The sequence below is a fragment of the Streptomyces sp. adm13(2018) genome (assembly GCF_008042145.1).
Lineage (GTDB): Bacteria > Actinomycetota > Actinomycetes > Streptomycetales > Streptomycetaceae > Streptomyces.
This window is the reverse complement of record NZ_RDBH01000114.1, coordinates 375,787-399,781: the sequence shown is the minus strand read 5'-3', so window position 1 is coordinate 399,781 and position 23,995 is coordinate 375,787. Positions and strand designations below refer to the sequence as shown.

General features: G+C 72.1%; 19 protein-coding genes and 2 pseudogenes. 10 read left to right on the top strand and 11 right to left on the bottom strand.

Translation table 11 applies throughout. The features are described 5' to 3' along the window. Together EAO70_RS39165 and EAO70_RS14125 are read right to left on the bottom strand one after the other, a co-directional pair. Positions 1-355: pseudogene (locus EAO70_RS39165) on the bottom strand (serine/threonine protein phosphatase); the annotation flags it as partial. 273 nt (positions 356-628) lie between these two features. Beyond that, entirely contained in the window at positions 629-1,732 is a 1,104-nt protein-coding gene (locus tag EAO70_RS14125; RefSeq protein WP_148003315.1) for a LacI family DNA-binding transcriptional regulator, read from the bottom strand. Positions 1,733-2,228: 496 nt separating this feature from the next. Here EAO70_RS14125 and hisC point away from each other — a divergent pair, with 496 nt between their 5' ends. After that, entirely contained in the window at positions 2,229-3,332 is a 1,104-nt protein-coding gene (hisC, locus tag EAO70_RS14120; RefSeq protein ID WP_148003314.1) for a histidinol-phosphate transaminase, read from the top strand. A gap of 189 nt (positions 3,333-3,521) precedes the next feature. Here hisC and EAO70_RS14115 read toward each other — a convergent pair whose 3' ends face one another. After that, the gene (locus EAO70_RS14115) at positions 3,522-3,902 is read right to left on the bottom strand and encodes a cyclophilin-like fold protein (protein ID WP_148003313.1); all 381 of its coding nucleotides are present in this window, start codon (positions 3,900-3,902) and stop codon (positions 3,522-3,524) included. Positions 3,903-4,103: 201 nt separating this feature from the next. Here EAO70_RS14115 and EAO70_RS14110 point away from each other — a divergent pair, with 201 nt between their 5' ends. Genes EAO70_RS14110 through EAO70_RS14095 form a run of 4 tightly spaced genes read left to right on the top strand, consistent with a single transcriptional unit; the run spans position 4,104 to position 12,009 of the window. Continuing rightward, the gene (locus tag EAO70_RS14110; protein ID WP_148003312.1) at positions 4,104-5,612 is read left to right on the top strand and encodes a cytochrome ubiquinol oxidase subunit I; all 1,509 of its coding nucleotides are present in this window, start codon (positions 4,104-4,106) and stop codon (positions 5,610-5,612) included. Between the two features lie 18 nt (positions 5,613-5,630). Beyond that, entirely contained in the window at positions 5,631-6,632 is a 1,002-nt protein-coding gene (gene cydB, locus EAO70_RS14105) for a cytochrome d ubiquinol oxidase subunit II (protein ID WP_148003311.1), read from the top strand. A gap of 19 nt (positions 6,633-6,651) precedes the next feature. Further along, entirely contained in the window at positions 6,652-10,242 is a 3,591-nt protein-coding gene (cydD, locus tag EAO70_RS14100; protein WP_187283878.1) for a thiol reductant ABC exporter subunit CydD, read from the top strand. Between the two features lie 54 nt (positions 10,243-10,296). Then, on the top strand, positions 10,297-12,009 hold the full coding sequence (locus EAO70_RS14095) for a GAF domain-containing sensor histidine kinase (RefSeq protein ID WP_148003309.1): 1,713 nt from the start codon (positions 10,297-10,299) through the stop codon (positions 12,007-12,009). A 122-nt stretch (positions 12,010-12,131) separates the two neighbouring features. Here the strand turns inward: EAO70_RS14095 and EAO70_RS14090 are convergent, their stop codons facing one another. Continuing rightward, a complete protein-coding gene (locus tag EAO70_RS14090; RefSeq protein ID WP_148003308.1) occupies positions 12,132-13,013 on the bottom strand; it encodes a Cof-type HAD-IIB family hydrolase in 882 nt (293 codons plus the stop codon). A 163-nt stretch (positions 13,014-13,176) separates the two neighbouring features. Here EAO70_RS14090 and EAO70_RS40020 point away from each other — a divergent pair, with 163 nt between their 5' ends. After that, on the top strand, positions 13,177-13,869 hold the full coding sequence (locus EAO70_RS40020; protein WP_315986235.1) for a DUF6083 domain-containing protein: 693 nt from the start codon (positions 13,177-13,179) through the stop codon (positions 13,867-13,869). A gap of 28 nt (positions 13,870-13,897) precedes the next feature. Here the strand turns inward: EAO70_RS40020 and EAO70_RS14080 are convergent, their stop codons facing one another. The 6 genes from EAO70_RS14080 to EAO70_RS14055 all read right to left on the bottom strand — a co-directional run bounded on the left by EAO70_RS14080 (position 13,898) and on the right by EAO70_RS14055 (position 19,758). Continuing rightward, positions 13,898-14,791: an LLM class flavin-dependent oxidoreductase gene (locus tag EAO70_RS14080; RefSeq protein WP_148003307.1), complete on the bottom strand. Its 894-nt coding sequence runs from the start codon at positions 14,789-14,791 to the stop codon at positions 13,898-13,900. Positions 14,792-14,816: 25 nt separating this feature from the next. Further along, positions 14,817-15,269: a hypothetical protein gene (locus EAO70_RS14075; RefSeq protein WP_148003306.1), complete on the bottom strand. Its 453-nt coding sequence runs from the start codon at positions 15,267-15,269 to the stop codon at positions 14,817-14,819. A 77-nt stretch (positions 15,270-15,346) separates the two neighbouring features. Next, positions 15,347-15,943, bottom strand: coding sequence for an RNA 2'-phosphotransferase (locus EAO70_RS14070; RefSeq protein WP_261992852.1), 597 nt, complete (start codon positions 15,941-15,943; stop codon positions 15,347-15,349). 140 nt (positions 15,944-16,083) lie between these two features. Beyond that, positions 16,084-17,013, bottom strand: a complete 930-nt coding sequence (locus EAO70_RS14065) for a MerR family transcriptional regulator (RefSeq protein ID WP_148003304.1) — start codon at positions 17,011-17,013, stop codon at positions 16,084-16,086. Between the two features lie 106 nt (positions 17,014-17,119). Further along, entirely contained in the window at positions 17,120-18,913 is a 1,794-nt protein-coding gene (locus tag EAO70_RS14060) for an SDR family oxidoreductase (RefSeq protein WP_148003303.1), read from the bottom strand. Then, positions 18,913-19,758: a M24 family metallopeptidase gene (locus tag EAO70_RS14055; protein ID WP_148003302.1), complete on the bottom strand. Its 846-nt coding sequence runs from the start codon at positions 19,756-19,758 to the stop codon at positions 18,913-18,915. Before EAO70_RS14055 ends, EAO70_RS14060 begins: the two co-directional genes overlap by 1 nt. A gap of 329 nt (positions 19,759-20,087) precedes the next feature. Between EAO70_RS14055 and EAO70_RS14050 the strand changes: the two genes are divergently transcribed. From EAO70_RS14050 to EAO70_RS14035, 4 genes are read left to right on the top strand one after another with little or no spacing between them, the layout of a single operon-like run. Beyond that, positions 20,088-21,050, top strand: a complete 963-nt coding sequence (locus EAO70_RS14050) for an ABC transporter ATP-binding protein (RefSeq protein ID WP_148003480.1) — start codon at positions 20,088-20,090, stop codon at positions 21,048-21,050. Then, positions 21,047-21,949: an ABC transporter permease gene (locus EAO70_RS14045; protein ID WP_148003301.1), complete on the top strand. Its 903-nt coding sequence runs from the start codon at positions 21,047-21,049 to the stop codon at positions 21,947-21,949. The genes EAO70_RS14050 and EAO70_RS14045 overlap by 4 nt, the downstream gene beginning before the upstream one ends. A gap of 49 nt (positions 21,950-21,998) precedes the next feature. Continuing rightward, a complete protein-coding gene (locus tag EAO70_RS14040) occupies positions 21,999-22,910 on the top strand; it encodes an ABC transporter ATP-binding protein (protein WP_148003300.1) in 912 nt (303 codons plus the stop codon). A 14-nt stretch (positions 22,911-22,924) separates the two neighbouring features. Beyond that, the gene (locus tag EAO70_RS14035; protein WP_148003299.1) at positions 22,925-23,644 is read left to right on the top strand and encodes an ABC transporter permease; all 720 of its coding nucleotides are present in this window, start codon (positions 22,925-22,927) and stop codon (positions 23,642-23,644) included. 221 nt (positions 23,645-23,865) lie between these two features. Here EAO70_RS14035 and EAO70_RS40355 read toward each other — a convergent pair. Continuing rightward, positions 23,866-23,964, bottom strand: a pseudogene (locus EAO70_RS40355) (ABC transporter ATP-binding protein); the annotation flags it as partial. Positions 23,965-23,995: the final 31 nt, after the last annotated feature.

Sequence of the window (23,995 nt, the reverse complement as noted above, 5' to 3'; positions counted from 1 at the left end):
GTGGAGGGGTCCATGACTCAGGGGGCCGGGCAGGAGCCCGTGGCGCGCACGGCGACATTGCGCGACTTCCGCGTACCGCCGTACGCCCGCGTGCCCGTACAGGGCCACGCCGCCGACCCGACGACCACGGAGCCGCCGAGGGCGCCTGCGCCGACGGTGCGGATGCGGCCGGCTGGACGGTCACGGGTGCGTGCTCCGGGAGAGCGGGCTCGGCGGATGTCTGCACCGGCAGCGGCTCCGTGGTCGTCGGGTCGGCGGCGTGGCCCTGTACGGGCACGCGGGCGTACGGCGGTACGCGGAAGTCGCGCAATGTCGCCGTGCGCGCCACGGGCTCCTGCCCGGCCCCCTGAGTCATGGACCCCTCCACCACCGTCGCGATGCCCTGCACAGCGCGGACCGGCCTGGTCGGGGCGGTCCACGATGTCGTGCGCCCATCATAGGAATGAGGGTCCTCCTGTGTGACGCACCAGGGGTGGCGAATCCGGGTCCACTCCGGGTTCACCGGTTGTTTCGCCCGAATTGAGAAGGTCGAGTAGGGGGGTTGGGCCGGTTCGGTGGCTGGTTTCGCCGCCCCCGCCCACGGGCAGGGAGGGGGACGGCGGACGCGTCGGCGCCGGTTGGCGGCGTGTCAGTCCTTCTCGGGCGACCGCGGAGGGCTGACGGTGGTGCGCGGTGAACGGCGCTGCGAGGACGTGCGGACGATGAGTTCGGTCGGTATCACCCGTTCGACCGGGCCGTCGGCGTCGATCCCCTCGATGGCGTCGATGAGGAGCTGGACGACGGCCGTGCCGATCCGGCGCGGTTTGAGCGAGAGCGTCGTGATGGGCGGTTCGGTGGTGGCGTAGACGGTCGACTCGCTGCAGCAGACCAGCAGCAGGTCGTCCGGGACGCGCAGCCCGTAGCGGCGCGCGGCCGCGAGGAGGTCGGTGCCGTTGGGGTCGAAGAGGCCGTAGACGGCGTCGGGCCGGTCCGGGCGGGCGAGCAGCCGGTCGGCCGCGACGGCGCCCGCGCACGGGTCGTGCGCCGGATAGGCCTCGTAGACGGGGTCCTGGCCGACCCGCTCGCACCAGTTGAGGTACGCGGTGGTGGACAGGCGGGTGTAGGTGTCGGTGGTGGTTCCGGTGAGGAGGCCGATGCGGCGGGCGCCGGCGTCGGCGAGGTGGTCGAGCAGATCGAGGACGGCGGCTTCGTGGTCGTTGTCGACCCAGGCGGTGACCGGGAGGGTGCCGGCGGGGCGTCCGTCCGAGACGACGGGCAGGCCCTGCCGGACCAGTTCGGTCACGACCGGGTCGTGGTCGGAGGGGTCGATGACGACGGTGCCGTCGAGGGCGACGTTCGACCAGACGTCATGGCGGGAGGTCGCGGGGAGGATGACCAGGGCGTAGCCCCGTGCGAGCGCCGCCGACGTGGCTGCTCTGGCCATCTCCGCGAAGTACGCGAATTCGGTGAAGGTGAAAGGTTCATCCCCGTACGTGGTCACGGTCAGGCCGATGAGTCCCGACTTCCCCGTCCGGAGCGTGCGGGCCGCCGCGGACGGGCGGTAGCCCAGCCGGTCGGCGACCTCGCGCACGTGCCGGCGGGTGGCGTCGGGGAGTCGGCCCTTGCCGTTGAGCGCGTCGGAGACAGTCGTGATGGAGACCCCGGCGGCGGCAACGTCCCGGATGCCCGCTCGGCCCTGCCGGCTTCCCCGGGTCTGTGCCCGGCTCACCTGGTGCTTCCCTGCTGCTGTCATGGCGAGCCGATAGTAGGGCGACGAGGGGCGGTTGGGCCGGTCGCATATGCAGGCGTTGACAGGCACGTTTCTGCATGGCCAGAAGGCGCCAAGAGGCAAGGAATCCAAGGTAGTTAGGGCCTTCACCATGGGACCTGGGGTTGCCGAACGGCGTAGGCCTGGCGTGGGGGCGAGGTCTCGAAGAGGTCTCAACTCACCTCTACGGGGGATGCGCGCCACGGCGCCCGCCACCAGCGCGCGCCACCCGGTCGCGCGCCCCCTCGGCCCGGGATCGTGACGGCGGGCGCCGCGGAGCCCGCGCGTGGGGCGGCTCCGCGGGGTGCGCTGCGGGTGGCGCGCAGGGGGCGGGCTCCGCGGCGCCCGCCGTCACGATCCCGGGCCGAGGGGGCGCGCCGCGCAGTGTGTCCCTCCTGTTGTCCACAGCCCATTCGCAGCGGCGGGGAATCCTCTTAAGGTGAGGAGCATTGGCGGTACGGACGGTCGAGGAGGCCACAGAGTGAGCGAGACCAGCGGGACCAGCGGCACGAGCACGGGCCCGAAGCTGCGCGCCGAGCTGGACGGCGTCCCCACCTACAAGCCGGGCAGGCCGGCGGCCGCGGGCGGGCCCGTGGCCTTCAAGCTGTCCTCCAACGAGAACCCGTACCCGCCGCTGCCCGGGGTCATGGAGTCCACGCTGGCCGCCGCCGCGCACTTCAACCGCTACCCGGACATGGCGTGCACCGGTCTGACCGAGGAGCTGGCGGATCGTTTCGGCGTGCCGGTCTCCCACCTGGCCACCGGCACCGGCTCGGTCGGCGTCGCCCAGTCGCTGCTCCAGTCCACCTCCGGCCCCGGCGACGAGGTCATCTACGCCTGGCGCTCCTTCGAGGCGTACCCGATCATCACGCAGATCAGCGGTGCCACCTCGGTGCAGGTCCCGCTGACCGAGGGCGAGGTGCACGACCTCGACGCGATGGCCGAGGCGATCACCGACCGGACTCGGCTGATCTTCGTCTGCAACCCCAACAACCCCACGGGCACCGCGGTGCGCCGGGCCGAGCTGGAGCGCTTCCTCGACCGGGTGCCCTCCGACGTCCTGGTCGTGATCGACGAGGCGTACCGCGAGTTCGTCCGTGACGCGGACATCCCGGACGGCATCGAGCTCTACCGCGACCGGCCGAACGTCGCCGTGCTGCGGACCTTCTCCAAGGCGTACGGCCTGGCGGGGCTGCGGGTCGGCTTCGCGGTCGCCCACGAGCCGGTGGCGGCGGCGCTGCGCAAGACGGCGGTGCCGTTCGGCGTGAGCCAGCTGGCGCAGGACGCGGCGGTGGCCTCGCTGCGGGCCGAGGACGAACTGCTCGGCCGGGTCGGCTCCCTGGTGGCCGAGCGCGAGCGGGTCTCCAAGGGGCTCGTGGAGCAGGGCTGGACCGTGGCGGACACCCAGGCGAACTTCGTCTGGCTGCGGCTCGGGGAGAAGACCCTGGACTTCGCGGCGGAGTGCGAGCGCCACGGGGTCGTGGTGCGGCCGTTCGCCGGTGAGGGCGTGCGCGTCACGATCGGCGAGTGCGAGGCGAACGACCTGTTCCTGAAGGCGGCGGAGGGCTTCCGCAAGGAGGTCTGACCGCCCGTGGTCTGCGGGCGTACGGTCCGGGTCCGGCGGCCGTACGGCACGGGTCCTGCGGCCGTACGGTCCGGGTCCGGCGGTCCGGGTTCGGTGGCAGGGCGTGACCGGGCGGGCGGCCGTACGGTCTCGGCCCTCCGCCCGTGGTCCCGCCCGTGGGCGCGCCCCCGCACTCCCCGCCCGCCGGTCTCAGTCGGCCGCGCGCTCCACCCGGATCGGGTCCCCGTCGCGGACGGTCGCCAGGATCCGGGGGTCGCCGTCGAGCGCGCCGAGGACGTTGCAGGGGCTGGCGAGCCGGCACTCGTCGCCCCGTGAGATCGGGGTGGGGCCGTACGGCAGGGCGAGCGCGTCGCCGTCCGTCCAGAACGCGACCGTGCCGGGATCGACGACCTGGCGCGCGCCGTCCTCGACGGCCACGGAGACCGGGGTGTCGAAGTAGACCTCCTCGCCCCAGGTCCGGGCGGTGGAGGAGATCGGAAGAGCCCCCGCGAGCGCCGCGCTCGTGGGGGTCTCCTCAAGGGTGGCCGTGGTGTGTCCGGCCGGCCAGACGATGCGTATCCGAAGGGTCATGCCCCGGATTCAACAAGATGTTGAAGGTTCTGGGAAGAGTCGGCCTTCACTAGGGGCCCCCGCATACAGGTACGGATTTCGTATGAGTGATAATGCTTGTGAATGTGAACGCGTTCACAAGCGTGTCCTGGTTCGTCCCGTCATGGGTGGGATCAACGGGGCAAACTGCCGATGATCACGGCGATGTAAGGAGAGAACGACGTGGACCTAGCTCTGGCGCCAGAGACCTTGGCGCGCTGGCAGTTCGGCATCACCACCGTCTACCACTTCCTCTTCGTCCCCCTGACGATCTCCCTCGCCGCCCTCACCGCCGGTCTCCAGACGGCATGGGTCCGGACGGAGAACGAGAAGTACCTCAGGGCGACCAAGTTCTGGGGCAAGCTCTTCCTGATCAACATCGCCATGGGCGTGGTCACCGGCATCGTGCAGGAGTTCCAGTTCGGCATGAACTGGTCCGACTACTCGCGCTTCGTCGGTGACATCTTCGGTGCGCCGCTGGCCTTCGAGGCGCTCATCGCCTTCTTCTTCGAGTCGACCTTCATCGGTCTGTGGATCTTCGGCTGGGACAAGCTCCCCAAGCGCATCCACCTCGCCTGCATCTGGATGGTGTCGATCGGCACGATCCTCTCCGCGTACTTCATCCTCGCGGCCAACTCCTGGATGCAGCACCCGGTGGGCTACCGGATCAACGAGGAGCGGGGTCGGGCCGAGCTCACCGACTTCTGGCAGGTGCTCACCCAGAACACCGCGCTCACCCAGTTCTTCCACACCATGACCGCGGCCTTCCTGGTCGGCGGCGCCTTCATGGTCGGCATCGCCGCCTTCCACCTGGCGCGCAAGAAGCACATCCCGGTGATGCGGACCTCGCTCCGGCTCGGCCTGATCACCCTGATCATCGCCGGCCTCGGCACCGCCATCAGCGGTGACCTGCTCGGCAAGGTCATGTTCAAGCAGCAGCCCATGAAGATGGCCGCCGCCGAGGCCCTCTGGGACGGCGAGGCGCCCGCTCCGTTCTCGATCTTCGCGTACGGCGATGTCGACAAGGGCCACAACAAGGTGGCCATCGAGATCCCGGGCCTGCTCTCGTTCCTGGCGAACGACGACTTCAGCTCGTACGTTCCGGGCATCAACGACATCAACAAGGCCGAGCAGGAGAAGTTCGGCCCCGGCGACTACCGGCCCAACATCCCGGTCGCCTACTGGGGCTTCCGCTGGATGATCGGCTTCGGCATGGCCTCGCTGACCATCGGGATGATCGGCCTCTGGCTGACCCGCAAGAAGTTCATGCTGGCACCGGGACTGAGGACCGGTGAGGACGAAGTGCCGAACCTGGTCCTGTTCAAGCGGAAGGCGCTCAGCCCCCGCCTGGGCAGGTGGTACTGGATCGTGGCCCTCTGGACCATGGCGTTCCCGCTGATCGCCAACTCGTGGGGCTGGATCTTCACCGAGATGGGCCGCCAGCCCTGGGTCGTCTACGGCGTGCTGCGGACCCGGGACGCGGTCTCCCCCGGCACCACCACGGCCGAGGTGCTCACCTCGATGATCGTCTTCACCGCGCTCTACGCCGTGCTCGCCGTGATCGAGGTCAAGCTCCTCGTGAAGTACATCAAGGCCGGCCCGCCGGAGCTCACCGACGACGACCTCAACCCGCCCACCAAGATCGGCGGGGACCTTCGTGACCCCGACCGCCCCATGGCCTTCTCGTACTGAGGCTCAGGAGATCGAGGCATGGAACTCCACGACGTCTGGTTCGTACTCATCGCCGTCCTCTGGATCGGCTACTTCTTCCTCGAAGGCTTCGACTTCGGGGTCGGCATCCTCACCAAGCTGCTCGCCCGCGACCGGCCCGAGAAGCGGGTCCTCATCAACACCATCGGACCCGTCTGGGACGGCAACGAGGTGTGGCTGCTCACCGCGGGCGGCGCGACCTTCGCCGCGTTCCCCGAGTGGTACGCGACGCTCTTCTCCGGCTTCTACCTGCCCCTGCTGATCATCCTGGTCTGTCTGATCGTCCGGGGCGTCGCTTTCGAGTACCGGGCGAAGCGGCCCGAGGAGAAGTGGCAGCGCAACTGGGAGCAGGCCATCTTCTGGACCTCGCTCATCCCCGCGTTCCTCTGGGGCGTGGCCTTCGCCAACATCGTCCGCGGTGTGAAGATCGACGCGGACATGGAGTTCGTCGGGAGCTTCTGGGAACTGCTCAACCCGTACGCGCTCCTCGGCGGCCTGGTCACGCTCACCCTCTTCACCTTCCACGGCGCGGTCTTCGTCTCCCTCAAGACCGTCGGCGACATCCGGACCCGGGCACGGGCGCTCGCGCTCAAGCTGGGCCTGGTCACGGCGGTGGCCGCGGTCGGCTTCCTGCTCTGGACCCAGCTCGACACGGGCGACGGCTGGAGCCTCGCGGCGATGCTCGTCGCCGTGGTGGCCCTGGTCGGGGCGATCGTTGCGATCAAGGCGGGGCGCGAGGGCTGGTCGTTCGCCCTCTCCGGCGTCACCATCACCGCCGCCGTGGCGATGCTCTTCCTCGCACTCTTCCCGGACGTCATGCCGTCTTCACTCGACCCGGAGTGGAGTCTTACCGTGACGAACGCGTCGTCGAGCCCGTACACGCTCAAGATCATGACCTGGTGTGCGGCGATCGCGACCCCGCTGGTGCTGCTCTACCAGAGCTGGACCTACTGGGTGTTCCGCAAGCGGATCGGTACGCAGCACATCGCCGGGACCCACTAGCCGGCCCTCTCCAGGGAGCATGTTTCACGTGAAACCGATCGATCCGCGCCTGCTCCGGTACGCCAGGGCCACCCGTCTCTTCCTGATCGCGGTCGTCGGCCTCGGCCTGGTCGGGGCGGTGCTGGTCATCGCCCAGGCGATGCTCATCGCCGAGATCGTGGTGGGGTCCTTCCAGAAGGGCCAGTCGGTTTCCACCCTGACCACCCCCCTGCTGCTGCTCGTGGGCATCGCGGCGGCACGGGGGCTGGTCTCCTGGCTGACCGAGCTCGCCGCCCACCGGGCGAGCGCGGCGGTCAAGTCCGAACTCCGCGGCCGGCTCCTCGCCCGCGCCGCCGCCCTCGGACCGGGCTGGCTGAGTGGCCGGCGGACCGGCTCGCTCATCGCCCTCGCCACGCGCGGAGTCGACGCCCTCGACGACTACTTCGCCCGCTATCTGCCCCAGCTCGGGCTCGCGGTCGTGGTCCCCGTGGCCGTGCTGGCCCGGATCGTCACCGAGGACTGGGTGTCGGCTGCGATCATCGTGGTCACCCTGCCGCTCATCCCGGTCTTCATGATCCTCATCGGCTGGTACACCCAGGCGCGGATGGACCGGCAGTGGAAGCTGCTCTCCCGGCTCTCCGGGCACTTCCTGGACGTGGTGGCCGGGCTGCCCACCCTCAAGATCTTCGGCCGGGCGAAGGCCCAGGCCGAGTCGATCCGCGCGATCACCTCGGAGTACCGCCGGGCGACCATGCGCACCCTGCGGATCGCCTTCCTCTCCTCCTTCGCCCTGGAACTCCTCGCGACGCTGTCCGTCGCGCTCGTCGCCGTGACCATCGGCATGCGGCTCGTCCACGGCGAACTGGACCTGTACACCGGTCTCGTCATCCTGATCCTGGCGCCCGAGGCGTATCTGCCGCTGCGGCAGGTCGGCGCGCAGTTCCACGCGGCGGCGGAAGGGCTCGCCGCGGCGGAGGAGATCTTCGACGTCCTGGAGGAGCCGGTACGGGACGGGGGCGACCGTCCGGCACCGCCGTCCGTACGGCTGGAGCTGCGGGACGTGACGGTGCGCCACGCCGGGCGCGCCGAGCCCTCGCTGGACGCGATGCACCTGACGGTCGAGCCGGGGGAGACGGTGGCCCTGGTCGGGCCGAGCGGGGCCGGGAAGTCGACCCTCCTCGACGTCGTCCTCGGCTTCGCCGTGCCGGAGGACGGCGGTTCCGTACGGGTCGGCGGCGAACCCCTCGCCTCGCTGGACCCGGAGGCCTGGCGGTCGCGGATCGCCTGGGTGCCGCAGCGGCCCCACCTCTTCGCCGGGACGATCGCCGAGAACGTACGCCTCGCCCGCCCGGACGCCTCGGACGAGGCCGTACGCGACGCACTGCGGGACGCCGGGGCGGACGGGTTCGTGGCGGAGCTGCCGCGGGGACTCGACACCCCGCTCGGGGAGGACGGCGCCGGACTCTCGGCGGGCCAGCGGCAGCGGCTGGCGCTGGCGCGGGGCTTCCTCGCCGACCGGCCGGTGCTGCTGCTCGACGAACCGACGGCGGCGCTGGACGGCGAGACGGAGGCGGGGATCGTCGACGCGGTCCGCCGGCTTGCGGCGGGGCGGACGGTGCTGCTGGTCGCCCATCGGCCGGCACTGCTCGCGGTCGCGGACCGGGTGGTGACGGTCGGCGGCGCCGCGTCCGGCGGCGACGCGCCCGGCAGTGCGGCGTCGGACGTCGGGCGCCCGGAGCGGGCGGAGGCGGCGGTCCGGGACGGCGGGGCGGCCGGGACCGACCTCGACACGGCGTCCCGCCCAGAGGGACTCGCGGAGCCCTCCCCCGCCACCGGGACGTCGGTCCTCGCGCGGGTGCGGACGATGGCCGGGGAACTCAGGGGACGAATGGGGCTCGCCCTGCTCCTCGGAAGCCTGGCGCTCGGCTCCGCCGTGGGACTCATGGCCGTGTCCGGATGGCTCATCTCGCGTGCCTCCGAACAGCCGCCCGTGCTCTATCTGATGATGGCCGTCACGGCCACGCGCGCCTTCGGCATCGGCCGGGCCGTCTTCCGGTACGCCGAGCGGCTCGTCTCGCACGACGCCGTCCTGCGGATGCTGGCCGAACTCCGGGTCTCCGTCTTCCGGCGGCTGGAGCGGATCGCGCCCGCCGGGCTGCGCCGCACCCGCCGCGGCGACCTGCTCTCCCGGCTCGTCCAGGACGTCGACGCGCTCCAGGACTACTGGCTCCGCTGGCTGCTGCCGGCCGGAGCCGCGCTCCTCGTGGGAATCGCCTCCGTCGGGTTCACCGCCTGGCTGCTCCCCGAGGCCGGCGCCGTCCTCGCCGTGGGCCTGCTCGTCGCGGGCGTCCTCGTGCCGACGGTCAGCGGAACGCTGGCCCGCCGTGCCGAACGCCGGCTGGCCCCCGCCCGCGGCGCCCTCGCGACCGCTGTGGCCGACCTGCTGCGCGGCTGCGCCGAGCTGACCGTGGCCGGCGCGCTGCGGAACAGGATCGAACGGACGCGGGCCGCCGACCGCACCCTCACCGGCATCGCCTCCCGGCAGGCCGCGGCCGCCGCACTCGGCGCCGGACTCTCCGCCCTGGTCTGCGGCGCGACGGTCGCGGCCGCCGCGGCCGTCGGCGTCCAGGCCGTGGCGGACGGACGGCTCGCCGGGGTCGCCCTCGCCGTGGTCGTCCTCACCCCGCTCGCCGCCTTCGAGGCCGTCACCGGCCTGCCGCTCGCCGTCCAGTACCGCCAGCGGGTCAGGCACAGCGCCGAGCGGGTCTTCGAGGTGCTCGACGCGCCCGTCCCCGTCCACGAGCCGGCCCGGCCCGAGACTCCCCCGGCGAGTCCCTTCCCGCTGGAGCTCTCCGGGCTCTCCGCCCGGCACGCCGGTCAGGACAGGGAGGCGCTCGCCGGCTTCCGGCTCACCCTGGAGGCCGGCCGCCGGGTCGCCGTCGTCGGGGCCTCGGGCTCCGGCAAGACCACCCTCGCCCAGGTGCTGCTGCGGTTCCTGGACGTGGAGTCCGGCACGTACCGGCTGGGCGGGGTGCCCGCCTGGGAACTCGACGGCGACGCGGTCCGGCGGCTCGTCGGCCTCTGCGCCCAGGACGCCCACCTCTTCGACAGCTCCGTCCGGGAGAACCTGCGGCTCGCCCGGACCGGCGCGAGCGACGGGGAACTCCGCGAGGCACTGGGCCGGGCCCGGCTGCTCGACTGGGTCGACGGACTGCCGCAGGGGCTCGACACCCTCGTGGGCGAACACGGCTCCCGGCTCTCCGGCGGACAGCGCCAGCGCCTGGCCCTGGCCCGCGCGCTGCTCGCCGACTTCCCCGTCCTCGTCCTCGACGAACCGGCCGAGCACCTGGACCTGGCCACCGCCGACGCGCTCACCGACGATCTGCTCCGGGCCACCGAAGGCCGGACGACCGTCCTCATCACCCACCGGCTCCACGGACTCGACGCGGTCGACGAGGTCCTCGTCCTCGACGGGGGCAGAACCGTGCAGCGCGGCCCATACGCGGAGCTCGCCGAGGCCGACGGACCGCTGCGCCGGATGCTGGAACAGGAGCGGGAGACCGATCTGCTGGCCGTCGGCGCGGGCGCGGCGGCGACCCTCGGCGGCGACCGGGAACCGCTCGTGCCCTGACCCCGGGCGCCGCCTGACTTTTCTCGCCAAATAGGACTAACTAGGCTCAAGCCCATGACCGCCGCAGCGTCCGACGCCCCGGACCCCCTGGAAGCCGCCACCCAGGCCACCCGCAGCCTCCAGGGGCTGTCCACGGAGCTCACCGCCCGCGTTCCGCAGCTCCTCGAAGCCATGCGCTCGGTGGGCACGGGGCTCGAACTGCACTCCACCCTGGACCGCATCTGCGAGACCGCCGCCGAACTCGCCGACGCCCGCTACGCCGCCATCGGCGTCGTCGACGAGGAGGGCAAGGGCCTCTCCGACTTCGTCACCTTCGGCGTCGACGAGGAGGTGGCCCGCCGGATCGGGCGCCGGCCCGACGGGCACGCCGGGCTGCTCGGCGCGCTCATCCGCGACCCGCAGACGATCCGCCTCGCCGACCTCTCCGCCGATCCGCGCGCCGCGGGCTTCCCGCCCGGACATCCGCCGATGCGAAGCTTCCTCGGGGTGCCCATCCGGGTCCAGGGCGAGATCTTCGGCAATCTGTACCTCGCCGAGAAGCGCGGGGGCGACGACTTCAACGACTACGACGTCCACATGGTCCGGGTGCTCGCCACCGAGGCGGGCATCGCCATCGGCAACGCGCGTCTGTACGAGGCCGCCCGCCAGCGCGAGCGGTGGATCGACGGCTCCGTGGCCGTCACCACCGCGCTGCTCTCCGGCGGCGACGCGGACGACGCCCTCACCGTCGTCGCCGAGCAGGCCCGCCGTCTTGCCGACGCCGACGCGGGGATCGTGCTGTTGCCCTCCGAGGACGGCGGCCTGGAGGTCGTCGCCGTCTCCTCGCCCCGGCCCGTGAAGTCGCTCGGCGTGGTGATCCCGCCGGAGAGCGCCGTGGTGCAGCGGCTCCTGGAGGGGGAGGCGGTCTTCGTGGCGGACGCCTCCGCCGACCCCCGCATGATCAGCCGGCTGACCTCCTCGTACGGCCCCAGCATGATGCTGCCGCTGCAGAGCGGCGGGCGGGTGCTGGGCGCGCTCGCCACGCCCCGGCTGCGGGGCGGGCGCCCGTTCACCGAGACGGAGCGGACGCTGGCCACCCAGTTCGCCTCGCAGGCGGCGCTGGCCCTGATGATGGCCGACGCCCAGCGGGACCGGGAGCGCCTCGCGGTGTACGAGGACCGCGACCGGATCGCGCGTGATCTGCACGATCTCGTCATCCAGCGGCTCTTCGCCACCGGCATGATGCTGGAGAGCGCCCAGCGCCGTTCGATCGTGCCGGCGGTGCGCGAGGGCGTCGGCAAGGCCGTGGACGAGCTGGACGTGACCATCCAGGAGATCCGTACGGCGATCTTCGCGCTCCAGCAGGGCCCCGCGGAGGCCCCGTCGGGGCTGCGGACCCGGGTCCTGCGGGAGATCAACATGGCGGCCGTGCCGCTCGGCTTCAAGCCCGCGCACCGCTTCCTCGGCGCGATCGACGCGACGGTCGGCGAGCTCACCGGCAAGAACCTCATCGCCGCCCTGCGCGAGGCGCTGTCCAACGCCTTCCGGCACGCGGAGGCGAGCCGGATCGAGGTGGTCGTCGATGCCGGGGTGACCCTGCCCGACGGTTCCGCCGGGGTGCGGCTGGAGGTCGCCGACGACGGCATCGGGCTCCCGGCGGGCGGGCGCCGCAGCGGACTGCGCAATCTGGCGCGGCGGGCCGAGTCGCTGGGCGGGGCGAGCTGGTGCGGCCCCGGCATCGGGGAGGACGGCGGCGGGACGACGGTGGTGTGGGAGGCGCCGCTGTAGGGGCGGGGTCCGCCTCAGCCCCGCGGTGTCGCGGATCCCCCAGCCCTGTGGTGCCGCGGAATCCCCCCAGCCGCGTGGTGCCGCGTGATCCCGCTTCAGCCCCGGTGCCGCGGGGTTCCCTCTCAGCCCCGCGGTGTCGCCGTTCCGGCGGCGCGCAGCGCGTCCGAGACCAGTTGCTCGATGACGACGGCGACCCCGTCCTCGTTGTTGCCGACCGTACGGCCGGAGGCGGCGGCGATCACGTCGGGGTGGGACTGGCCCATCGCGTACGAGCGGCCCGCCCAGCTCAGCATCTCGATGTCGTTGGGCATGTCGCCGAAGGCGGCGACCTCGTCGGCGGTGATGCCCCGCTCGGCGCAGCAGAAGGCCAGGGTGGAGGCCTTGGAGACACCGAGGCCGCTGATCTCGATGAGGGCGGTGGGGCCCGAGCGGGTGAAGGAGGCCCGGTGCCCGGCGGCCTCCCGGGCCAGGGTCAGGAACACGTCGGGGTCGAGGTCCGGGTGCTTGGCGAGCAGCTTGAGGACGGGGGCCGCGGCCCCGGGCGTCTCCTCGAAGAGGAGCTTCTCGGCGGTGGCGACGCTCGCCCCGGGGTCGAGGTGGAACGGCGGGTAGTGCGGTTCGTAGTGGATCCCGGTGGTGAGCTCGACCGCGAAGGAGGTGCCGGGCGCCGCGGCGCGCACGGCTGTGACGACGTCCAGGGCGGCCTGCCGCTCCAGCGGGTGCACCTCCAGGAAGGTGCCTCCGGAGTGCAGGTCGACCACGGCGGCGCCGTTGGCGCAGATCGCGAGGCCGTGGCCGTGGACGTGGTCGCTGACGACGTCCATCCAGCGGGCCGGGCGGCCGGTGACGAAGAAGACCTCGATCCCGGCCCGCTCGGCGGCGGCGAGGGCGGCGATCGTGCGCTCGGACAGGGTCTTGTCGTCGCGCAGCAGCGTGCCGTCGAGATCGGTGGCGATCAGCCGGACCGTCGGGGCGGGCGTGCGCGGGGATCGGGGAGAGGTCACCGCACCATTCTTCCGCACCGAACGCACGGGCGTGCGGGGAGCCGCACATATGAGTGGCCGGTTTCGCGCGACGGGCCGTCCCCGGCTGCCGCCGGCTTACGCCCCGACGTGGCCGTAAACGTCCGTTCGTTTTCGGGCTGACGGGGAAGATCCCAGGGAGCTGATGACGTCTCGAGGGGGGCGGAGCATGGGCTCGGGCCGGAGAAACGACGAGTGCGACTCCTGCGGCGTGCCGTACGGGACGTGGGTCCCGAGTCTCGGCATGGCCCTCTGCCCCGGGTGCGAGGGGCGGGGCGCGGCGCGGCCGGTACGGGACCCGGTGCTGGTCGGCGATGTCCTCGCGGGTCTGGTCGATGCCGCGTCGTTCGCGGTGCGGGACGGCGGCGCCGTCCGGGACGCCTGGTGCGACGAAGCGATGAGGGACACCCCGCGCCTGGCCTTCGCCGTACCGGAGCCCCGGTCCGGAGGGTCGGTGTCGGATCCCCGGTCCGGGGGGTCGCCGTGGGATCCCCGCTCCGGAGGGTCGGTGCCGGAGCCGCGTTCCGGGGGTTCCGCGCCGCGTGCCGTGGGGCCGGCCATCTCCGCCTGTCGGCGGTGCGGGGGCCGGGGTGTCTGGTACCGGACGGCGCAGGGCCGCTGGATCATGATCGAGCCCGGTGAACTGGCGTCCGCCGCCGTTCCGGCCGGCAGCCGCTGGCAGCTCGTGGGGGACGGGACCGTGGTCCGGTCCGGGTCCGCCGCGCCGTCCGACAGATGCCGGGTCGGTCATGCCGACGTCTGCGCGGCGGGACCGGAACCGGTCGGCTCCCCCGTCCTGCTGGCGCTGTGGCGGGGCCACGCCCGGCGGATCGCCTGATCCGGGCCCCGGCGCCGGCACCGTACCGTCAGCCCAGCTGGGCGGGCGCCTCCGCGGCGATCCGCTCGAACACCCGCTGGTCGGCGGCGAAGTCCGAGTCCGGGATGGGCCAGTGGAGCACGAGTTCGGTGAAGCCGAGCTCGCGGTGGCGCCCCGCGAAGTCCACGAACGCGTCGACGGACTCCAGCGGCCGGCCGCGATCCGGGGTGAAGCCCGTCAGCAGGACCTTGTCGAGCTCGGCCACCTCGCGTCCGGTCTCGGCGCAGGCCTTGCCGAGCCTCTCGAGCTGGCCGCGCAGCGCCGCCACCGACTCTTCGGGGGTGCCGGTCTCGTAGATCTTCGGGTCGCCCGTGGTCACCCACGCCTGGCCGTGGCGGGCCGCCAGCCTCAGGCCGCGGGGACCGGTCGCCGCGACCGCGAACGGCAGCCGCGGGCGCTGGACGCAGCCGGGGATGTTCCGGGCCTCGTCCGCCGAGTAGAAGGTGCCCCGATGGGTGACCGCGTCCTCGGTGAGGAGCCGGTCGAGCAGCGGCACGAACTCGGCGAAGCGGTCGGCGCGCTCCTTCGGCGTCCACGGCTCCTGCCCCAGCACGGTGGCGTCGAAGCCGTTGCCGCCCGCGCCGATGCCGAGCGTGACGCGTCCGCCGGAGACGTCGTCGAGCGTGATCAGCTCCTTGGCGAGCGTCACCGGATGGCGGAAGTTCGGCGAGGTCACCAGGGTGCCGAGGCGGATCCGGGTGGTGGCCGCGGCTGCTGCCGTGAGGGTGGGCAGCGCCCCGAACCACGGGCCGTCACGGAAGGTCCGCCAGGACAGGTGGTCGTAGGTGTAGGCGGCGTGGAAGCCGAGGTCTTCGGCCCGCTGCCAGGTCTTCTGCCCCTCGCTCCATCGGTGGATGGGGAGGATCACCGTACTCAAGCGCATGACCGCCACGATACGCGCGGGCGGATCAGCGGACGTTGCGGTTCATCCAGGGGGTGAGGGAGGCGCCCGGGACGAGTTCCTTGTACGTCTCGTCGCCCGGCAGCGGGACGACGAGCCACCAGCCGGGCGGGAAGAAGCGCCCCTTCACATGGGCGAGGCCGCCGTGGACGGCGCGGACGAAGGCGGGCACGGCGTCGCGGGGGACGTCCGCGAACTCGATGCCCTCGACGATGATCCGGGCGTCGTCCTCGGGGAAGATCTGGACCGTGACGGCGGGCGAGCCGCCGAGTTCGACGTAGGCCTCGTGCGGGAGCGAGCCGTCGTCGTCGAGGACGGCGAACGCGTCCGCGGACGTGCGGCGGGACGTCCGGTCGGCGCCGATGTCGTCGGTCACCGTCATCTCCAGGTGGAACTCCCGGGCGAGCTCGCGGATTGCGACGACGGCTGCTTCGGTGCTGGGCAGATGCGGGTGGGCCATGGGAACGATCATGCCTCAGCGCCGTCGGGACCCGGCGGGCCAGTGGGCCGGGGGGGCCGGCGAGTAAGCGGCCGGGCTCAGTCGGGGAGACGGAGGAACTCCGGCGGGACGGTGTCCGCGAGCCAGACCCCGTTGGCACTGACGCGGAAGACGTGTCCGGCCCGGTGCATGGCGCCGGCGTCGACGGGGATCACGACCGGCCGGCCGCGGCGGGCGCCGACCCGGGTCGCGGTCTCCCGGTCGGGGGAGAGGTGCACATGGTGGCGGGCCATGGGGCGCAGCCCCTCCGTCCGGATCGCGGGGAGCACGGCGGCGACCGTACCGTGGTAGAGGTACGCGGGCGGTTCCGCCGGCGGCAGGTCGAGGTCCACCTCGACGGTGTGGCCCTGGCTGGCGCGGATGCGGGTGCCCTCGACGGCGAAGCGCTTCTTGTCGTTGGTCGCGACGACGTGGTCGAGTTCGGCGCGGGTGATCGGCAGGCCGTTCCGGGCGAGGGCGGCGAGCAGGGTGTCGATCTCGGTCCAGCCCTGCGGGTCCAGGACGAGGCCGATGCGCTCGGGCTGGTGGCGCAGATGCTTCGACAGGTACTTCGAGATGCGCACCGTGCGGCGCTCGTCCGGTGGCTGGGGCCGGGGTTGCTCCCGGGACGGGTCTCGGGGTTGGTCTCGGGTCATTCCGTCAGGATGACGGAGTGCCGATCGCCGATCCATTGATTTTGGTACACAGGTTTGATCCACAGCCAAAGCGAGTTATCCACAGGGTAGTTGGCAATTCTGTGGACAACGCAGCTGTGATTTCAGGTGAATTGGTAAAATCATCCATTGATGTGGCGACTTGAGGCAAGATAGTCCAATGTCCGCTTGTGTACCTCGCGTTCGGCTGCGGCCGTGACGAAGGCGGCGACCCCCTCCGGGCCGACGAGATCCTGAACGGCCCGCACCGTCGCGGCCGGTAGCGCGACCGGCCGCGGCTCGTCGTCCCGCGCCGGCGGCGCGTCCGGCGACAGATGGAGCTGGAGGTGCCGGGTGGCCAAGAGCCGCATGGCCCGCGCCAGTTCGGCGTCCACCGTCTGCTGGGCCAGCGGCCGGAGACGGCGGACCATCGTCGCCGCCTCGTGCGCGTCCGCGTCCGTCGGCGGCCGGTGCTCCAGATAGCGGGCGAAGACGTGCTCGGTGGTGAACTCCAGGAAGCGGGACGCTATGTGCTCCACCTGGCCCCTAAGTTCCCGCAGATGCCCGGTGATTGCGCCGAGCGGCACGCCCGACGCGTACAACTCGGCTGCCACGGCCAGCTCCTGGGGGCTCGGTACGAGGTACTCCTCCGTCTCCCGGCCCGGCAGCGGCTCCAGTACGCCGAGCTCGACGGCCTCCAGGACGGCCGCCTCGTCGGGGGTGCCCCCGAAGCGGGCCTCCAGCTCGGCCCGGGAGATCCGGTCGGCCTGCTCGTCCGTCCACGGACCGTGCACCTCGGCGACGAGGCCGAGCACCCCGCCGAGCCCACGACCCGTGTCCCAGGCCTCCAGGAGCTCCTTGATCGAGGCCAGGGTGTAGCCCCGGTCGAGGAGGTCGGCGATCTGCCGGAGCCGCGCGAGGTGCGCGTCCCCGTACACGTTCGACCGACCCCGCCGCTCCGGGCGGGGCAGCAGCCCGCGGTCCTGGTAGGCGCGGATCGTGCGGACCGTGGCCCCGCTGTGGTGGGCGAGATCCTCGATCCGGTACTCCGGCTGTGCTGACTGCTCGGACAAACCCGCTCCCACCGACCGCTCGCTCCGCCCCACCGCCGCGGGGCCCCTGTGCAGGCCACCGATCGTACGACCGCCGCGTGGCGAGGGACCCCGCGCGGTCCGTCCGCTACGCCGGCGGCTGCCACCGCGCGAAGGCCCGCAGGGCGCCGGGGCTGAGCCGCGACAGGAGGTGCGCGCCCCGCGCCTCGGGGGTCACCGGGACGACCGCGCGGTTGTGCAGGACCGCCGCCAGGATCGCGTCCGCGACCTTCTCCGGCGGGAAGTTGCGCAGCCCGTACAGCCGGGAGGCCTTCCCCTGACGCCGCTTCTCCTCCGCCTCGTCGGTGACGCCCGCGAACCGCGCCGTGGCCGTGATGTTGGTGTTGACGATGCCGGGGCATATCGCGGAGACCCCGATGCCCTGCTCGGCCAGTTCGGCGCGCAGGCACTCGCTCAGCATCAGCACCGCGGCCTTCGAGGTGCTGTACGCCGGCAGGGCCCGGGAGGGCTGGAACGCGGCGGCGGACGCGGTGTTGACGATGTGGCCGCCCTGGCCGCGGGCCGTCATCTGCGCGCCGAAGACCCGGGATCCGTGGATCACGCCCCACAGGTTGACGTCGAGGACCCGCTTCCACTCCTCGGCGGTCGTGTCGAAGAAGGACCCGGTGAGCCCGATCCCCGCGTTGTTGACGAGGACGTCGACGACTCCGTACTCGCTCGCCACCTTGGCGGCGAGCTTCTCCATGGCCTGCTCGTCGGCGACGTCGACGGTCTCGCCCCAGGCCTCGGGGGCCCCGATCAGCCGGGCCATCTCGGCCGTGCGGACCGCGCCCTCGGTGTCCCGGTCGACGGCCACGACGCGGGCCCCGGCCTCCGCGAAGGCGAAGGCGGTGGCGCGTCCGATGCCGCTGGCGGCGCCGGTCACCAGGACCAGCTGCCCGCCGAACCGCTCCGCGTACGCCGGCTTCACCCCGCTCCGCGCCGCCGTCGCCGCGCCGGGCGCGGGAGCCCGGGTCGCCGGGTCCTCGTGGGCCCGGACGAAGTCGCCGATCCAGGCGGACAGCTGGTCGGGCCGGGTGCGGGGCACCCAGTGCTTCGCGGGCAGCGTGCGCCGGGTCAGGTCCGGCACCCAGTCGCCCAGGTCGTCGTAGAGCCGCTCGGAGAGGAAGGCGTCGCCGGTCGGGGTGATCAGCTGTACGGGCGCGTGCGCGTACGCGTCGGGGCGCGGCCGGGCGAGGCGGGACCGGATGTTGTCCCGGTAGAGCCAGGCGCCGTGTGCCGCGTCGCTCGGCAGCGACGGGGTCGGGTAGTCGCCGGCCGGGACCTTCTCGACGCGCTCCAGGATCCGCGGCCAGCGCTTGCCGAGCGGGCCGCGCCAGGCGAGCTCCGGCAGGACGGGGGTGTGCAGCATGTACACGTACCAGGACTTGGCCCCCTGGCCGAGGAGCTGACCGATCCGGCGCGGGGTGGGCCGGCTCATCCGCCGCTTGATCCAGTGCCCGAAGTGGTCGAGGGAGGGCCCCGACATCGAGGTGAAGGAGGCGATCCGGCCCTCGGTGCGCGGGACGGTCACGAACTCCCAGGACTGCACCGAGCCCCAGTCGTGGCCGACGAGGTGGACCGGCCGGTCGGGGCTGACGGCGTCGGCGACCGCGAGGAAGTCGTCCGTCAGCTTCTCCAGGGTGAAGCCGCCGCGCAGCGGCGCCGGGGCCGTCGAGCGGCCGTGGCCGCGGATGTCGTAGAGGACGACGTGGAAGTCCTCGGCGAGCCGGCCGGCGACCTCCGACCACACCTCCTTGGAGTCCGGGTAGCCGTGCACGAGCAGCACGGTGGGCCTGCCCGCCTCGCCGAGCTCGGCGACGCACAGTTCTATCCCGCCCGTACGGACCCAGCGCTCCCGCGCTCCGTTCAGCCCCGCCATCAGACCGCTCCCTCGTTCCAGCGCCGCACGTGCGGCAGATCGTCGTCCAGCCAGAACGCGCTCTGCTCGGGATCCTCGGAGTCGGTGACGACCAGGATCTCCTCGAACTTCGCGCCCGTACCCCGGAATCCGAGGTGCGGCTCGACCGCCCACAGGCCCGGCTGCGGAGGGTGGTCGGAGAAGGTGTACGGCGACCAGAGCGGCGACCAGCCGTCCCGGTGGCCGTGCAGGGCGTCGCTCGCGAGGCCCTTGAGCGCCTGGGTGCCGAAGCCGAAGACGGTCGGCGACCAGCGGCGCTCCTTCACCCGGTCGATCTTGTGGGCGATGACGCCGAAGGGGTAGGCCCGGTGCCGGTTCGCGTACCCCTGGCGGACCATGAGGCGGTCGACGTCCTGGTAGATCTCGCGGAGCGTGCGGCGCTCGCGCACCTCGCGCAGGATCAGCTCGCGGTGCTCCCGGAGATCGGCGAGCAGCTTGTCGTGCAGCGGGTCGAGGCCGAGGCAGCCGCTGTAGCCGATGTCGGCCGTGAACCCCTTGAACACCGGGGCCATGTCGAGGATGAACGGCATCCCCGGCTCCAGGCGCCGGTTCGTCGGGAAGAACTGCAGCGGGATCCTGAAGTCGGTGAAGGCGGTGCGGTCCCCGAACCAGGCGAACGGCCGGTGGAACCAGTCCCGCACCCCCCGCTCGTACAGCCACTCGCGCTGCATCCGGGCGGCCTCGCGCTCGGTGACGCCCGGCTTGAGCTGAGCCGCGACGGCCTCCGCGCACGCGTAGGAGAGCCGCTGCACTTCTCTGAACCCCCGCAGCTCCGCGGAGAGTTCGCCTGTCACTGGTGAGGCCATGCCACCCGCCGTCCCGTGTGAGCGCCCGACTGCGCTACGCGTCCGTAACTTGACACCGATGAATGTGACAATGCTCGGCGGCTGCGTCAAGGGGTCTGACGGCGCCCTGTGGAGAACCGGTCGCCCCACCGCGCCGCCAGGAGCCGCCCAGGGCGCCAGGGGAAGACGCCGACCTGCGGAGGAAGCCCCCGCAGAAACGGAGAAAGGCCGCGCGGAAAGACTTTCGTCGCGAGCTCCCCTACTGGTTTGTAGTCCTCTGGTCGGACAAGGATCGAGCCGTTGGGCTGACGATCCCTGTGGCGCAGGCCACTACCGTCGGAGGCGTGACTGTGATCGCGACCGAAAGCCTCAGCAAGCGGTACCCCCGGGTGACCGCTCTTGACCGGCTCTCCCTGGACATCGGGCCCGGTGTGACCGGACTCGTGGGTGCCAACGGAGCCGGCAAGTCCACCATGATCAAGATCCTGCTCGGGCTCGCCCCCGCCACGGAGGGCACCGCCCACGTCCTCGGGATGGACGTCCGCACGTCGGGCGCCGAGATCCGCGAGCGCGTGGGCTACATGCCCGAGCACGACTGTCTGCCGCCGGACGTCTCGGCCACCGAGTTCGTCGTCCACATGGCGCGGATGTCCGGGCTGCCCGCGACCGCCGCCCGGGAGCGGACCGCCGACACCCTGCGGCACGTCGGCCTGTACGAGGAGCGGTACCGCCCGATGGGCGGCTACTCGACGGGCATGAAGCAGCGCGTGAAGCTCGCCCAGGCCCTGGTCCACGACCCGAAGCTGGTCCTCCTGGACGAGCCGACCAACGGCCTGGACCCGGTCGGCCGGGACGAGATGCTGGGGCTGATCCGCCGGGTCTGGACCGACTTCGGCATCTCGGTCCTGGTCACCTCGCACCTGCTCGGCGAGCTGGAGCGGACCTGCGACCACGTCGTCGTCATCGACGGCGGCCGGCTCCTGCGCTCCAGTTCCACCAGCGACTTCACCCGGAAGACCACGACGCTCGCCGTCGAGGTGACCGACTCCGACACCCACACCGACGGCACGGCGGCCCTCCGGGCGGCCCTCACCGCCGCCGGTGTCACCCTCCACGAGGGCGTGGAGGAGGGCCTGCCCGGTGCCGGGCACATCCTCCTCCTGGAGGCCCCGGGCGAGGAGACGTACGACCTCGTGCGGGACACCGTCGCCGACCTCGGCCTCGGGCTCGTCCGCATGGAGCAGCGCCGCCACCACATCGCCGAGGTCTTCCGCCCCGAGGCGCCCCAGCACGAGGAGGTGCCGGCCCGATGAGCACCCCCGCCCCCCAGGCCGCTCCCGACACGACCCGTATCCACAACATCGGCTACCGCTCCTACGACGGCCCGCGCCTCGGCCGGGCGTACGCGCGGAGGTCGCTGTTCTCGCAGTCCCTGCGCGGCGCGTACGGGCTGGGCCGCAGCGCCAAGTCCAAGGTGCTGCCGATGCTGCTCTTCGGCGTGATGTGCGTGCCCGCGCTGATCATCGTCGCGGTCGCGGTCGTCACCAAGCAGTCCAAGCTGTCGATCGAGTACACGCAGTACGCGATCTTCCTCCAGGTCGTCATCGGCATCTACCTGGCCTCGCAGGCACCGCAGTCGGTCTCCCGCGACCTCCGGTTCAGGACCGTGCCGCTGTACTTCTCCCGGCCGATCGAGCGCGCGGACTACGTGCTCGCCAAGTTCGGCGCGATGGCCTCGGCGCTGTTCCTGCTGACCGCGATCCCCCTGCTCATCCTCTGGATCGGCTCGCTGCTGGCCAAGATGGACTTCGGGACGCAGACGCAGATGTTCGGCCAGGGACTGGTCTCCGTGGCCCTGCTCTCGCTGCTCTTCGGCGGCGTCGGGCTGGTCATGGCGGCGCTCACCCCGCGCCGCGGCTTCGGCGTCGCCGCCGTGATCGGCCTGCTCACGATCTCGTACGGAGCGGTCTCGACGCTCCAGGGCATCGCGTACGGCACGGACAACACGGGCGCCATCTCCTGGCTCGGCCTCTTCTCCCCGATCACGCTCATCGACGGCGTGCAGACCGCCTTCCTCGGCGCGCCCTCCTCCTTCCCGGGCGGCGAGGGACCGGGCGCCGGTATCGGCGTGGTCTATCTGCTGGTCGTCCTCGCGCTCGTCGCCGGCTCGTACGGCATCCTGATGCGCCGCTACCGAAAGGTGGGGCTGTGACAGCCCTCCCGTCGCCCGCCACCACCCCTCTAAGGAATGGGCCGCGCCCATGAGCATCCTCACCATCGACCACGTCTCCCGCTGGTTCGGGAACGTCGTGGCCGTGAACGACGTCACGATGACGGTGGGCCCGGGTGTCACCGGCCTCCTCGGGCCGAACGGCGCGGGAAAGTCCACCCTGATCAACATGATGGGCGGCTTCCTCGACCCCTCCACCGGCAGCGTCACCCTCGACGGGCAGACGATCTGGGGGAACGAGTCGGTCTACCGCGAGATCGGTGTCGTGCCCGAGCGCGAGGCGATGTACGACTTCCTCACCGGCCGCGAGTTCGTCGTGGCCAACGCCGAACTCCAGGGCCTCGGTGCCACGGAGGCCCAGCGGGCCCTGGCCACGGTCGAGATGGAGCACGCGCAGGACCGCAAGATCTCCACGTACAGCAAGGGCATGCGGCAGCGCGTGAAGATGGCGTCGGCCCTGGTGCACGACCCGTCCGTGCTGCTCCTCGACGAGCCGTTCAACGGCATGGACCCGCGCCAGCGCATGCAGCTGATGGACCTGCTGCGGCAGATGGGCGCGGACGGCCGCACGGTGCTGTTCTCCTCGCACATCCTGGAGGAGGTCGAACAGCTCGCCTCCCACATCGAGGTGATCGTGGCCGGCCGCCACGCGGCCTCCGGCGACTTCCGCAGGATCCGCCGGCTGATGACGGACCGCCCGCACCGCTACCTGGTCCGCTCCAGCGACGACCGGGCGCTCGCCGCGGCGCTGATCGCCGACCCGTCCACGGCCGGCATCGAGGTCGACCACGTGGAGGGCGGACTGCGCATCCAGGCCGTGGACTTCGGGCGGTTCACCGGGCTGCTGCCGAAGGTCGCGCGCGAGCGCGGGATCCGTCTGCTGACGGTCTCGCCCTCGGACGAGTCCCTCGAATCGGTCTTCTCGTACCTCGTCGCGGCCTGAAAGGAGCCTGACCGATGTACAACCCCACAGTCGCCCGGCTCACCTACCGGGCCCTCCTCGGCCGCCGCCGGGCCCTGATTCTGTTCCTGCTGCCCGCCATGCTGCTGCTGATCTCCGCGGCGGTGCGCGCCCTCAACGGCGCGGACGACCAGGTCGCGGCCGATGTCCTCGGCGGCTTCGCACTGGCCACGATGGTCCCGCTGATCGGCGTGATCGCCGGTACGGGCGCGATCGGGCCGGAGATCGACGACGGCTCGATCGTCTACCTGCTGTCCAAGCCGGTGAAGCGGCCCTCGATCATCTTCACCAAGCTGATCGTCGCGATCGCGGTGACGATGGTCTTCTCGGCGGTGCCGACGTTCCTCGCCGGCTTCATCCTCAACGGCAACGGCCAGCAGGTGGCCGTGGCGTACACGGTGGCGGCGCTCGTCGCCTCCATCGCCTACAGCGCGCTGTTCCTGCTGCTCGGCACGATCAGCCGGCACGCCGTGGTCATCGGCCTGGTCTACGCCCTGGTGTGGGAGGCCCTGTTCGGCTCCCTGATCGAGGGCGCGCGGACCCTGAGCGTCCAGCAGTGGGCGCTCGCCCTGGCCGAGAAGGTCACCGGGGACGGCCTGGTCACCTCGGAGGTCAGCCTCACCACGGCGGTCGTGCTCCTCTCCGCGGTCACGATCGCGGCGACCTGGTTCGCCGGGTTCAAGCTCCGCAGGCTGAAGCTGGCGGGCGAGGAGTAGGGCGGGACACGGAAGCGGTACGGGCGGTCCGTCATCAGCCGGCGGATCCTGCGGAAGTCGCCGGAGGCCGCGTGGCGGCCGGCCACGATCACCTCGATGTGGGAGGCGAGCTGTTCGACCTCCTCCAGGATGTGCGAGGAGAACTGGGAGGCGAGCTGTTCGACCTCCTCCAGGATGTGCGAGGAGAACAGCACCGTGCGGCCGTCCGCGCCCATCTGCCGCAGCAGGTCCATCAGCTGCATGCGCTGGCGCGGGTCCATGCCGTTGAACGGCTCGTCGAGGAGCAGCACGGACGGGTCGTGCACCAGGGCCGACGCCATCTTCACGCGCTGCCGCATGCCCTTGCTGTAC